This window comes from Nonomuraea sp. NPDC003804, assembly GCF_040610675.1.
In the GTDB taxonomy this organism is placed as follows: domain Bacteria; phylum Actinomycetota; class Actinomycetes; order Streptosporangiales; family Streptosporangiaceae; genus Nonomuraea.
This window is the reverse complement of the sequence record NZ_JBEXMT010000011.1, coordinates 163419-175892: the sequence shown is the minus strand read 5'-3', so window position 1 is coordinate 175892 and position 12474 is coordinate 163419. Positions and strand designations below refer to the sequence as shown.

10 protein-coding genes are annotated in these 12474 nt (G+C 71.3%); 3 read left to right on the top strand and 7 right to left on the bottom strand.

The annotated features are described in order from the left end of the window. Positions 1 to 13 precede the first annotated feature (13 nt). Positions 14 to 490, top strand: coding sequence for a flavin reductase family protein (locus tag ABZX22_RS17630; RefSeq protein WP_354909882.1), 477 nt, complete (start codon positions 14 to 16; stop codon positions 488 to 490). A 62-nt stretch (positions 491 to 552) separates the two neighbouring features. Next, on the top strand, positions 553 to 846 hold the full coding sequence (locus ABZX22_RS17625; RefSeq protein WP_354909880.1) for a DUF664 domain-containing protein: 294 nt from the start codon (positions 553 to 555) through the stop codon (positions 844 to 846). A 99-nt stretch (positions 847 to 945) separates the two neighbouring features. Here the strand turns inward: ABZX22_RS17625 and sppA are convergent, their stop codons facing one another. The 4 genes from sppA to glgB all read right to left on the bottom strand — a co-directional run bounded on the left by sppA (position 946) and on the right by glgB (position 8923). Next, on the bottom strand, positions 946 to 2643 hold the full coding sequence (gene sppA, locus ABZX22_RS17620; protein ID WP_354909878.1) for a signal peptide peptidase SppA: 1698 nt from the start codon (positions 2641 to 2643) through the stop codon (positions 946 to 948). A 259-nt stretch (positions 2644 to 2902) separates the two neighbouring features. Further along, the gene (locus ABZX22_RS17615; RefSeq protein ID WP_354909875.1) at positions 2903 to 4612 is read right to left on the bottom strand and encodes a S8 family serine peptidase; all 1710 of its coding nucleotides are present in this window, start codon (positions 4610 to 4612) and stop codon (positions 2903 to 2905) included. A gap of 144 nt (positions 4613 to 4756) precedes the next feature. Beyond that, on the bottom strand, positions 4757 to 6640 hold the full coding sequence (locus tag ABZX22_RS17610) for a S8 family serine peptidase (RefSeq protein ID WP_354909874.1): 1884 nt from the start codon (positions 6638 to 6640) through the stop codon (positions 4757 to 4759). A gap of 129 nt (positions 6641 to 6769) precedes the next feature. Further along, positions 6770 to 8923: a 1,4-alpha-glucan branching protein GlgB gene (gene glgB / locus ABZX22_RS17605; RefSeq protein WP_354909873.1), complete on the bottom strand. Its 2154-nt coding sequence runs from the start codon at positions 8921 to 8923 to the stop codon at positions 6770 to 6772. A gap of 4 nt (positions 8924 to 8927) precedes the next feature. On the opposite strand from glgB, the gene ABZX22_RS17600 reads away from it, so the two are divergent. Then, positions 8928 to 9098 carry a hypothetical protein gene (locus tag ABZX22_RS17600; RefSeq protein ID WP_354909872.1) on the top strand — a complete coding sequence of 57 codons (171 nt, stop codon included), beginning with the start codon at positions 8928 to 8930 and terminating at the stop codon, positions 9096 to 9098. 153 nt (positions 9099 to 9251) lie between these two features. On the opposite strand, the gene ABZX22_RS17595 is transcribed toward ABZX22_RS17600, so the two are convergent. The 3 genes from ABZX22_RS17595 to ABZX22_RS17585 form a co-directional block, all read right to left on the bottom strand. Continuing rightward, entirely contained in the window at positions 9252 to 10412 is a 1161-nt protein-coding gene (locus ABZX22_RS17595; protein WP_354909871.1) for a copper amine oxidase, read from the bottom strand. Between the two features lies 1 nt (position 10413). Beyond that, positions 10414 to 11064 (bottom strand): hypothetical protein, encoded by a 651-nt coding sequence (locus ABZX22_RS17590; RefSeq protein WP_354909870.1) that lies wholly within the window; start codon positions 11062 to 11064, stop codon positions 10414 to 10416. Positions 11065 to 11148: 84 nt separating this feature from the next. After that, complete coding sequence (locus tag ABZX22_RS17585) at positions 11149 to 12471, bottom strand: aminoglycoside phosphotransferase (protein WP_354909868.1); 1323 nt, start codon at positions 12469 to 12471, stop codon at positions 11149 to 11151. Positions 12472 to 12474 lie beyond the last annotated feature (3 nt).

The following is a 12474-nucleotide window of genomic DNA, read 5'->3' as shown; positions in this document are numbered from 1 at the left end:
CCAGAGTGGTCGGGTGAGTGTGTTCACCGAGGCGATGGCGCAACTCGCGGCGGGGGTGGCCGTGCTGACCGTACGAGACGGCAGGGACGACGTGGGCGTCACCGTGTCCGCCCTCATGTCGGTCTCCGCCGACCCGCCGCTCGTGCTCGCCAGCCTGGGCAGCCGCGGCTACCTCACCGAGGTGCTCCTCCGTCAGGACCGCTGGGCCGCCTCGCTGCTGTCGGCGGGGCAGGCGGCCATCGCCAGCAGGTTCGCCGCCGCCGGCCGTCCGAGCGCCCGGCACCTGGTCGCGGGCACCCCGCACCACCGCGGCCCGCACAGCGACGCGCTGGTCGTCGAGGGCGGGGTGGCGGCGCTGGAGGTGGAGACGTCGCAGGTGGTGCCCGCGGGTGACCACACCCTGTTCGTGGCGCGGGTGCTCGCGGTCGACTACGTCGACGCCACCCCGCTTCCCCTCGTACGGCTGCGCGGCCGCTACCGCCCGGTCTAGGGGGCCGTGTCCCGAAACGCCGCGGCCCGGAACAGGGTGACGTGGTGCAGCAGAATGTCGGGATGACCGACCCCAGAATCGATCCCCCCGCGGCCGGTGACGAGCGGGAACTGCTGGTCGCCTTCCTCGACTGGCACCGCGAGACCCTGGCCGTCAAGTGCGCGGACCTGAGCGAGGTGGAGGAGTGCCGCAAGGTCTCGGCCGGCACCCCGCTGGACGCCCTCGCCAGGCGGGACCGCCGGGGTGACCACCACTCGCACCGCTACATCCTCATCCACATGATCGAGGAGTACGCCCGGCACAACGGCCACGCCGACCTGCTCCGCGAACGCATCGACGGCACCACCGGAGAGTAGCCGCCTTCGCCCGCATCGCCGAGCGGGCCCGGCTGAGCTCACCCTGGGACGCCGAAGCGGGTGGCGGCCCGCGGGGGACCGCCACCGCCGCAGGCGCGGCTACCTGATGACGATCTCCCCTGGCAGCAGGAGCGGCCCGTACGCGGGAAGCCCCAGCTCGCCGGCGAGCCTGGCGAACGGCCCCCACGCCTCCAGCCGCATCCTGGCCAACGCCGCCGACTTGTCCTCGCTGGACTCGGGCCCGCGCAGCCGCTCCAGCGGGTGCAGCCGGGGGTAGGTCCGCACGGGCGCGTCCGCCGCCAGCCCGGCACGCTCGCGGGCGATGCCGAGGGCGTCCTCGAGGCCGCCGAGCTCGTCCACGAGACCGTGCTCGTGCGCGTCGGCCCCCGTCCACACCCGGCCGCGGGCCAGCTCGTGCGCCCGCTCCCTGGTCAGGTGCCGGCCTTCGGCGACCTTGCCCACGAAGTCGTCATAGATGCGGTCGAGCCAGGCGTTGACCCTGTCCCACTCCTCGGGCGAGAACGGCCTGGTGGAGGAGAACATCGCGGCCTTCGCGCCCTCGCTGATCACGTCGGTGGTCACGCCGGCCTTCTCCAGCAGCCCGCCGAGGACGGCCTTGCCGCCGAACACGCCGATCGACCCGGTCAGCGTGCCCGGCTGGGCGACGATGACGTCGGCGGCCATCGAGACGAAGTACCCGCCCGAGGCGGCCAGGTCGCCCATCGACACGATGACCGGCTTGACCCTGCGCGTGAGGACGATCTCGCGCCACACCGCGTCGGAGGCCACGTAGGAGCCGCCGGGACTGTCGACCCTGAACACCACGGCCTTGACGTGGTCGTCCCTGCGCGCCGCCCTGATCGCGGCGCTGATCGTGTCGGAGCCCATGGCGCCGCTGCCGCCGAGGGGGCTGCGCCCGCTGCGACCGAGCCTGATCATGCCGTGGCCGTGGACGAGCGCGACGCTGTGGGCGGTCGGGTGGGGCAGCTTGCGGGCGGTGAGAGCCCGCGCGTACTTGACGACGTACTGCAGGTGGGCGTCGGCGCCCGCGGCCTGCTTGACCTCGTCGTAGACCTCGTCGCGGTAGGCGAGCCGGTCCACCAGCCCCGCCTCCACGGCCTCGGGGCCGATGAACGGCCCCCTGTCGATCAGCTCCCGCACCTTGTCGGGGTCGAGCCTGCGCCCTTCCGCCACGCCCGCGACGACCTGCTCGACGACCGACTCGGCCAGCCTGCCGTACGACTCCTTGTGGGCGTCGGTCATGTGGTCTTCGGTGAAGGTGTTGGCGGCGGTCTTGTACTCGTGGCGCTTGCCGACCTCGTAGCCGATGCCGAGCTTGTCCAGGGTGCCCTTGAGGAAACGCTGTTCGAGCGCGATGCCGGTGAGACCGACGTCGCCGCTGGGCTGCAGGTAGACGCGATCGAACGCGCTGGCCAGGTAGTAGGGGACGGTGCCCTGGCCGAACTCGCCGAACGTCTCGCCGAAGGCCACGGTCAGCCTGCCCGACGCGCGGAACCGCACGACGGCCTCGCGCAGCTCCTGGACCATGCCCAGGCCGAGCGGGGCACCGCCGATCTTGACGATGAGCGCCTTGACGCGGGAGTCCTGCCCGGCCCGCTTCAGGCCGGACAGCACGTCGGCCAGGCGGGGCTTGCGCATGGTGAGGAGCGCGGCGAGCGGATCGGCGGGTGGGCCCTCGGTCAGCCCGTCGGTGAGGTCCAGTTCGAGGACCAGGGGCGCGGTGCGCCGCTGCCTGAACCGATCAACGCTGTCAACGATCACCTTGGTCGCGTCCATAAATGTCACCCTAAGCGACGACCTCGGACCTGCGAGCGCCCGCGGTCCCTCCCTCTCACAGGTCCATCCGATCGGATGATCCACCGCCTACCGAAGTCTGATGATCGGATCCGAAGGGCGGACGCCGCCCGTCCCCCGGACGCCGGCACCACCGAAGCCGCCCGTCCGCGTCTGACGGCGTCCTGGTGACCGCGAGCGTGAACGCGAGCGTGAAAAGGCCACGCCCGCAGGCGCGCGGGCGTGGCCGGGAAGGGAACGGTCAGGCGGCGGTGCAGGTCAGCGTGGCGGGCGGGGTGTTCGCCCCGCCGCGCGGCAGCTTGCCGTTGAAGCCGAACCTGGTGGACGCGTCCATGGCCAGCGTGCCGTTCCAGCGCGCGTTGGTCACGGTGACGTCGGCCCCGCTCTGGGTGTACCTGCCCTCCCAGAGGGTGGTCACCTTCTGCTGGTCGGGGAAGGTCCAGGCGACCTTCCAGCTCTTGAGGGGCAGGGTGCCGGTGTTCTTGACGGTGACGTTGGCCTGGAAGCCGCCCGGCCAGGAGGCGCGGTTGGTGTAGGTGGCGGCGCACTCGACGTGCGGCACCGCCTTCCAGACGTCCAGACGCGGCGTGGTGACCTGCTTGCCCGCGCTGGTGTAGGTGATCGGCTTGCCGGCCGCCTTGAGCTTGGCGAGGATCTCGTCGACCGAGGCGTCGGGCAGCTTCTCCCTCATCAGCGCGAAGGCGCCCGCGACGTGCGGGGCGGCCATCGAGGTACCGCCGAAGCCCGCGTACCTGTTGTCGGGCACGGAGGAGAAGATCGGCCAGCCGGGGGCGAACAGGTCGAGCATCTCGCCGCGGTTGCTGAAGGCGGAGACGTCGTCGGTGTGCGTGCCGACCTGCGGGTACTCCACGTCGGTCGAGCCGACGGTCACGACGCTGGAGACGCAGGCGGGCCACGAGACGGACGCCTCGTGCCCCTCGTTGCCCGAGGCGACGACGGTGGCGACGCCCTGGGCGAGCAGCTCGTCCGCCCTGGCCTTGAAGTCGGCGCCGTCACCGGTGTCGCAGGCGGTGTCGTACTTGCCGCCGCCCAGGCTGAGGTTCACCGAGGCGACGCCGTACTGCTTGGCGATCAGGTTGACGTAGGCCATCCCGGTGAGGACGGAGGAGTCGTAGGCCAGGACGCACGGGGTGGAGTCGGCGCCGCCGCAGTACTCGGGGTTGGTGAACCTGCTGAACACCTGCACCGGCACGATCGTCGCGCCGGGGGCGACGCCGTCGGAGGGCTCGCGCTGCGAGGAGTGCGCCTTGCCCGCGACGATGCCGGCCACGTGGGAGCCGTGCGCGCAGATGCCGAAGAGCGCGTCGGAGGGCGGCACGTTCTTCATGCACGCGTCGGTGGTCGCGCTGGACGCGCCCGCGCCGATCTGGAACGGCGCGCCGCTCGGGCACAGGGAGGTGGCCATGTCCGCGGCGTTCTCGGCGGAGAAGCAGGCCTCGGCGGCGATGCGGCCGCCGAAGAACGGGTGGTCGCCGTCGATGCCGGTGTCGAGGACGGCTACCGCCTTGCCCGCGCCGGTCACGCCGGCCGCGTGGGCCTTGTCGGCGCCGATGATGGCCGTGCTCCTGACCAGGTTCGGCGCGTTGAGGTGGTCCTCGCGGATGGCGACGACGTCGGCCTGGCCGGCGATCTTCTTGAACTCCTCGACGGTCCCCTCGTAGACGAAGAAGTCGAGCCTGCCGGCGAGCGACTCGGGGGTCGGGGCCACGTTGTCGACGCTGGGGGCGACCGCCTCGGCCGTGGCGGCGAGGGACTTGGCCTGCGCGGGGCTCTGCACCTGGACGATCGCCCGGTGAGTGCCGCTGATCCGGACCGCGGGGTCGATCTTCCTGATCGGATCGTCCGCGGTGGCGTGCGCGGGGGCCTGGATGAGCCCGGCGGAAACGGCGGCGAGGGTGGCCGCAGCAGCCAGGAGAGACCGCAGTCTCACTGTGCCTCCGAGGGGGGTGATCGATTTGTGGGGTTTGAGTGTACAGATGTGACTTTTGTTGTCAGAAGAGAGCTGACGTGTCTTTTGGGTAACGCAGCCGCAGGCCGGACCCGGAACCGGGACCGGCCTGCGTGCCGTGCGGGCTCACCCGCCGAGTGAGGTGGCGGCCTTCCTGAGCGCCGGGCCGGAGGTCGAGCCGAGCCTGACCTTCTCCGCCGCGTTGACCTTCTCCAGGGCCGACGTCGCGCCGTGCGCCCAGTTGAGCCAGGCCGTCAGCAGCGCCCCGTCGAGCGTGGCGCGCGCGCCCTTCGACGCCTTCAGCACCTTGTACGCCTTGCCGAGCGACGAGGCCTTGGTCAGCTCGGGGAAGACCTTGCTCGCCTTGTGCGCCAGCTTCAGATAGCAGGTGAGGGTCTCGTCGGACAGCTGCCCGGTGCCGCGGTAGATCTCCACGGCCCACTGCTTGGCGGTCATCGCGGTGCCTGCCGTACCGCGGGTGCAGACGGCCGCGGGAGCGGCGGGAGGCGTCACGGTGACGGTCACCGTCACCGTGATCGTCGGCAGCGGGACGGGGGTCGGGTCGGGCGTGTCGACGTCGTCGCCGGGGTCCCCCGACTGCGGGTCGTCGTCGGAGGGCCGGGGCGACGGGCCGCTGACCGAGGGCGCCGGAGCGGGGGCGCTCTGGGTGGCGGTGGGCTGCGGCGCGGCCCCGGTCATGGCCGCCGCCAGATCCAGGCGCGGAGTGACGACGTCGGCTCCGTTCACCTGGTAGGAGAACGGCCTGCCGGTCGCCTTCAGCTTGTCGACCAGCGCGCCGATCGCCTGGTCGGGGAAGGCGGCCTTCATGACGGCCAGCGCTCCCGCGACGTGCGGGGCGGCCATCGAGGTGCCGCTGTGGGTGGCCATGACGTCGTCGGGCACCGACGACTCGATCTCCACGCCGGGCGCGAACAGGTCGAGCAGCGAGCCGGAGTTGGAGAAGTCGGCGATCTGGTCGCTGTTGTTGCTGGCCCCGACCGCGACGGCCGACGAGACGCACGCGGGGAAGGAGGTGCCGGTGAAGTACTCGTTGCCCGCCGCGACGACGGTCGCCACGCCCTTGGACAGCAGGTCGTCGATCTTCGGCTTGAAGACCTGACCCGCCTCGGTGCCGTCGCACGAGGTGTCGGACAGCTGCCCGCCGAGACTGAGGTTCAGCGCCGCGATGGGGGTGGCGGGAGCGAGCGACGCGATGTGGTCCATGGCCAGGCGCAGCGACGACTCGAAGGCCATCAGACAGGCCGCCGCGCCGCACGCGTCCTCGTCGTTGACCCTGCTGAACACCTGGACCGCCACGATGCTCGCGCCGGGGGCGACGCCGCCGCCACCGGCCGCGATGCCCGCCACGTGGGTGCCGTGCTCGCACAGGTTCTCGCTGCCGAGCAGGCACTTGGCGTACTCGGCGTCGGCCGCGCCAGGACCTATCATCTGGCTCTGGCCGTTCGGGCACAGCGACTCGACGCCGTCGTACTCGGTGGAGGAGAAGCACGCCTCGGCGATGATCCGGTTGCCGAAGAACGGATGGTCCCGGTCGATGCCCGTGTCCAGGATGGCGACGGCCTGTCCCGCGCCCGTCGCGCCGGTGGCGTGGACCTTGTCGGCGCCGATGACGGGAAGACTCGAGACGGCGGTCGGCGGATAGGCGCGATCGCGGTGGATGGAGGAGACGCGCGGGTCCTCGGCGAGCGCCGCCAGCTCCTCCGCGGTGCCTTCGACGACGATGAACGGCTGCGCGGCCGGCTGGAGCACGACCTGGGCGTCCTCGGCCGCGGCCTGCGCGGCGACCGGGGCGGTCTGCCCCGGGTCGGTCAGCTCGACGATGACCCGGGTGCTGCCCTCGGCGACGGCCAGGCCCTCTTCGAGCTTCTCCCCGGCGGCCGTGGCGGACGGCGACGGCGAAGGAGTGGCGGGGGGTTCACCGGCGAGGGAGGGAGCGGCCGGCAGTAATGCCAGCAAGACCGAGCACACGATCAGGCGTCGCAGTCGCACACGTCCTCCGAGGGGGGTGATGATCTCGGAGTGTAGAGAGCTTTGTCCGCTTAGCCCAGAGGATGCGGTGGTTTCTCAGCAAACGTTCATGCGAAAGCCGCCCGAGATCCGGGCGGCTTTCGCGCGCGCTCAGCCGGTGCCCGGCGTGTGCCTCAGCCAGATCGCGCCCAGCGGCGGCACCCGCAACGTCGTCGCGTACGGCAGGCCGTGGTGCGACTCCTCGGCCGCCTCCACCGTCCCGAGGTTGCCCACGCCGCTGCCCCAGTAGTCGAAGGCGTCGGTGTTGAGCGCCTCCTCCCACTGCCCGCCGTACGGCAGGCCGAGCCTGAACTCCTCGTGCGGAGCCCCGCTGAAGTTGACCACGCACGCCACCGCGGACCCGTCGAGCCCGAACCGCAGGAACGAGAAGACGTTGCCGGGCGCGTCGTCGGCGTCGATCCACCGGAACCCGTCGGGCGTGGTGTCCTGCTCCCACAGGGCAGGGGTCTGCCGGTAGAGGGCGTTGAGGTCGCGGACCAGCTTCTGCACCCCGCGATGCCCGTCGAAGTCGAGCACCCACCAGTCGAGCCCGCGCTCCTCCGACCACTCCGACCCCTGGCCGAACTCGCCGCCCATGAACAGCAGCTGCTTGCCCGGATGCGCCCACATGAACGCGAACAGCGCCCGCAACTGCGCGAACCGCTGCCACTCGTCGCCCGGCATCTTGCCCAGCAGCGAGCCCTTGCCGTGGACGACCTCGTCGTGCGACAGCGGCAGGACGAAGTTCTCGCTGTAGGCGTACATCAGCGAGAAGGTCATCTGGTGGTGGTGGTACTGGCGGAAGATCGGCTCGTGGCGCAGGTAGGCGAGCGTGTCGTGCATCCAGCCCATGTTCCACTTGAAGCCGAACCCGAGCCCGCCCAGATGCACGGGACGCGAGACGCCCGGCCAGGCGGTCGACTCCTCGGCGATCGTCGAGATGCCCGGCGCCTCCCGGTAGCAGACGGAGTTCATCTCCTTGAGGAACTCCACCGCGTCGAGGTTCTCGCGACCGCCGTAGATGTTCGGCGTCCACTCGCCCTCGCGCCGCGAGTAGTCGAGGTAGAGCATCGAGGCGACCGCGTCCACCCGCAGCCCGTCGATGTGGAACTCCTTCAGCCAGTAGAGCGCGTTGGCGACGAGGAAGTTGCGCACCTCGTTGCGGCCGAAGTCGAAGACGTAGGTGCCCCAGTCGGGGTGCTCGCCGCGGGCCGGGTCGGCGTGCTCGTAGAGCGGCGTGCCGTCGAAGCGGGCCAGCGCCCAGTCGTCCATCGGGAAGTGCGCGGGCACCCAGTCGAGCACCACCCCGATGCCGCGCTGGTGCAGGGCGTCGACCAGGTGACGGAACTCGTCCGGGGTGCCGAAGCGGGCGGTCGGCGCGTAGTAGGAGGTCACCTGGTAGCCCCACGAGCCGCCGAACGGGTGCTCGGCCACCGGCAGGAACTCCACGTGCGTGAAGCCCATCTCCTCCACGTAGTCGGCCAGCTGCGTCGCCAGCTCGGTGTAGCCGAGCCCCGGCCGCCACGAGCCGAGGTGCACCTCGTAGGTGCTCATCGGCAGCCGCTGCGGCACCTTGGTCTGGCGCTGGGCCATCCACGCGTCGTCGGCCCACCGGTAGTCGGAGTGGTCGACCACCGACGCCGTCTGCGGCGGCACCTCCGTCCTGCGCGCCATCGGGTCGGCCTTGTCACGCCAGAGCCCGTCGGCGCCGAGGATCTGGAACTTGTAGCGTTCGCCCACGCCGATGTCGGGCACGAACAGCTCCCAGACTCCCGACCGGCCCAGCGAGCGCATGGGGTGGGCGACGCCGTCCCAGTGGTTGAAGTCGCCGACCACCCTGATGCCGCGCGCGTTCGGCGCCCAGACGGCGAACGCGGTGCCGTCGACGTCCTCATGGCGCATCGTCCGCGCGCCGAGGGACTCCCACAGCCGCTCGTGCCTGCCCTCGCCGATCAGGTGCAGGTCCACCTCGCCGAGGGTGGGCCAGTGCCGGTACGGGTCGCGCATGTCGTACGGCTCGCCGCCGCTGTAGCGCACCCGCAGGACGTAGTCGGGGACCTTGTCCAGCCCGCCGACCGTGGCCTCGAACACCCCGTGAGCGACATGCCTCATCGGTCGCGCGTCGTCGTCGAAGACCACCTCGACCTGTTCGGCCAGCGGTCGCAACGCCCTGAACGTGACCCCGTCAGGACCCAGGTGCGCTCCGAGAATCGAATGCGGGTCGTGATGCGCCCCACCTGCGAGGCGGTCGAGCTCTGTCCTCATCGGCATGTTCCTTACCCTGCCCTACAGCGACCTTCCAACCCATGCCCTTGACCGCTGCCGCCATGCGAATTCTGGAGACGGGCATTTCAGAAAAATCGGATTAACCGCGGCGGTCGCCGCCAGAAACGTGCGCGACCTGTCCGCCGCCGCCCGCAGCCCGTGCGAGCGCCGGTGATCGCCACCGTGGCCATGGTAACCGCCACTGCCCCGATCAACCCGCCGCCACACCCATAGCCGTCATTTCGGGTCCGGTCATGACCGTAAGGGCATGGTCCCTCACCTACCGGCTCGGGGCCGTCAGGCGAGGGACCATGCCCTTTCCGCGGTGTCAGTACGGGTTGGTGGCGGTGACGTCGCGGGGCGTCACGCGGAACCCCTGCCAGTGGATCGGCATCGGGTCGGCGTCCTCGTCCCTGGCGACGTGGTGGAAGCCCACGTTCACCCACACCACCGGATCGGTCACCCGCTCGTCGTTGGCGTACCGGTCGACCGACCTGCCGCACCTGGGCGCGACGTTCTCGGTCGCGAGCCGCTCGCAGGCCCGGTACTGCGTCACGTACACGTCCGCGTGCGTGAACGCCTCGTCGGCGGGGCCGCGGTACTCCGCGCTGTCGGAGTTGTTGATCTCCCACGAGACCGGGTGCCGGTCGGTGTTGCGCACCCCCGGGTCCACCACCCGCCACCAGCGCATCCTGCTGTTGAGCGCCCTGGTCTCCCGGTTGAACACCGTCTTCACCAGCGACCGCTTCTTGGTGCGGTTGCCGGCGAAGTCGTACTGCTCGACGACGTCGCGGGCCCTGCCCTCGATGTCGAAGTCCATCCGCCAGAAGACGTTGTGGCTGTGGGACTCCTCGAAGTGCTTGCGCCCGACCCCGAGCGGCCAGCCGTGCTTCGGCGCGGTCGTGGTGCCCGCCAGCGAGCCCGTGGCGCCGATCCGCGGCGTGATCGAGCCGTCGTCGCCGAACACCCACTCGGAGACGTAGGTGTACCAGCCGACCTGGTAGGCGGCCAGCACCACCAGTTCCTGGCCCTGCGCCGTCCTGCGCTGGCTCTCGTCGCCCCAGCCGTCCTTGAGGTAGGCGTGGCCGCGCGGGCGCGTCGTCACGCACACCTTGCTCTTGGCCAGCTCGCCGCCGGGACAGTCGGCCGCCGTCAGCGTCACCGCGGCCGAGCCGAGCGAGCCGATGTCGTGGTAGCGCGGCTCGCCGCTGTCGTAGGGGACGTGGATCTGCGCCAGCGCCCCGCTGCGCAGCACGCTGATCGACCGGCTGTCCTTGGGCATGTAGCGCACCCTCGTGACGGTCAGGCCCTCGATCGTGCGTATCTCCCAGCACAGCCGCCAGCGCGCGCCGTTCGGCAGCGTCCTGTCGACGAGGTACGGCGAGCCGCACGCGTCGGCCGCGTCGGCCGCCGCCGGTGCGGACGGGGGCGGCGCGGGCGACGCCAGGGGCACGGCGAGCAGGCCGGCGAGCATGAGACGGAGGATCAACTCACCACTCCAGGGTGTGAACCCGCTTGGCGGACAGGTCGAGGACGATGCGGCTGGTGTCGAGGAAGGTGCCGTTGGGCAGCCGGACGAACAGCCGCAGGCACCGGTGCGTCCGGCACGGTCCCCGCTCCGGCGAGTAGATCAGTCCGCGCAGGGCCAGGTCGGACGGCGAGGCGAGCTCCCGCCCCGCGGCCTTCATGAACGACTGGCGCACTCCCCGCCCCAGCGCCGGGTCGGCCAGCAGCAGCTCGGCGGCGCGCAGTTCCTCCCGCCTGGACGGCGGCGGCTGCACCCCTCTGCCCGTGGTCTCCTCGACCACCCTGCTCTGGCCGAGGTCGACGGTCCTGACGGTCAGCGTGTCGTTGCCGTAGTCGTAGATGTAGGCCTCGGCGCGCCGCGCCTGCTCGGCGTCCTTGTCGTCGTCGCGCTCGACGTAGAGCAGCTCGGCCTGTTCCGCCTTCAGGTGGGTGCCGGCCGTGGCGATCTCGCCGGCTCGGGCGATCTCCTCGGGCGTCAGGGGATCTCCCGGCGCGGGAGACTCCTGGACGGCCTGCGCCGCCTCCGGCCCTTCCCCGCTGGTGGCGATCAGGAGCGTTCCGCTCAGGAGCGCCGTGCCCAGCCCAGCGGCCGCGAACACAAGACCTCGTCGCATCCGCCCCCCTTACTCTTCGCTTATGTAGGCATGCGAAGAGTAATGCTCCGGGTGGGCTGCGGAGGGGGAAACGCCGGGAACGCCTCAGCGGAAGGCGGCCAGCGGGATGGGCAGCCAGGTGGGGCGGTGGCGGGCCTCGTACATGACCTCGTAGACCGCCTTGTCGTACTCCAGCGCCCGCAGCAGCGCCGCGTCCTCGGCGCCCACGTCGGCGTACCCCTCGAGGAAGGCCGTCCTGTTGTGGGTGGCCCACTCGTCCGCCTTCGGGCGCAGCGTCTCGCCTTCGGGGTGGTCGGTCAGCAGATGCCCTGCGGCGTAGTCGAAGGAGCGCAGCATCCCGGCCACGTCCCGCAGCGGGGAGGCGAGCGCCCTGCGCTCCTCCAAGGGCTGTCCCGGCTCGCCCTCGAAGTCGAGGACGAACCATCCGACGGGTGTCCGCATGACCTGGCCCAGGTGGTAGTCGCCGTGGACGCGCTGCACGCGCACCTCTCCGGTCAGCTCCTCCACCTCGTGGAAGGCGCGCTCGACGACGTCGGCGTGCTCGGCCAGCTCGGGCACCTCGGCGACCGCCCTGGCCAGGCGGCGGCGGAAGCCCTCCACCATCCACTTGACCTCGTGCGGCTCGACGACGTCGGTGGGGAAGGCGGCCGCCAGCCGGCGGTGGATCTCGGCCGTCGCCGCGCCGAGCCGGTGCGACTCGGCGGCGAAGTCGCCGCCCGCCTCGGCCGCGGACACGTCCTCCAGCTGGCCGTAGAAGTCGCGGACGCTGGCCAGCGCCAGGTCCCAGCCGTCGTTGCTGGTGGACAGGAACTCCTGCATGAAGGCCAGCGTGGTCGGCACGCCGTCGAGGTCGGTCTCGATCCACCCGTACGGCTTGGCGATGTGCGGCGAGCCGCGCTCGGCCAGCGCGGTGACGACCTCGAGCTCCGGGTTGACGCCCGGGATGAGGCGGCGGAACAGCTTGCAGATGTAGGCGTCGCCGTACACCAGCGAGGTGTTGGACTGCTCGGCCCCGAGGACCAGGCTGCGCTGCGTGGTGTCGATCTCCACCCCGCGCGTGTGGCGGAACCTGACGGGACCGTGGTCCTGCCCCTCGGCCATGCCCTCCAGCAGCAGCCGGGCCAGGGTGGGGTCGTGCGCGGCGTCGTAGACGTGGACGCCGTCCTGCGTGATGCCGACGAGGGCGTGCTTGAGCCGGTCGGGCAGCTCCGCGCGGATGCCGATCAGGAGCTGGTAGCGGTCGCGCGCGTCGGCCTGCCGTACGGACAGGACCAGGTGGCACAGCTGGGCTTCGCCTTCGGTGCCGAGGACGGTGTGCGACTCGATGCCGAGGTCGTCGAGAGGGCGCCCCTTGCCCGCGAACCAGCGTTGATGGGTGATCCAGCGGGCAAGGAGGTCCTCAAGCACGAC

What these genes read in the sequence shown, in the direction of transcription:
- glgB (WP_354909873.1), bottom strand. Translation starts at nt 8,923, where the DNA reads ATGAGGACAGAGCTCGACCGCCTCGCAGGTGGGGCGCATCACGACCCG.
- ABZX22_RS17625 (WP_354909880.1), top strand. Translation starts at nt 553, where the DNA reads ATGACCGACCCCAGAATCGATCCCCCCGCGGCCGGTGACGAGCGGGAA.
- ABZX22_RS17590 (WP_354909870.1), bottom strand. Translation starts at nt 11,064, where the DNA reads ATGCGACGAGGTCTTGTGTTCGCGGCCGCTGGGCTGGGCACGGCGCTC.
- sppA (WP_354909878.1), bottom strand. Translation starts at nt 2,643, where the DNA reads ATGGACGCGACCAAGGTGATCGTTGACAGCGTTGATCGGTTCAGGCAG.
- ABZX22_RS17600 (WP_354909872.1), top strand. Translation starts at nt 8,928, where the DNA reads ATGTTCCTTACCCTGCCCTACAGCGACCTTCCAACCCATGCCCTTGAC.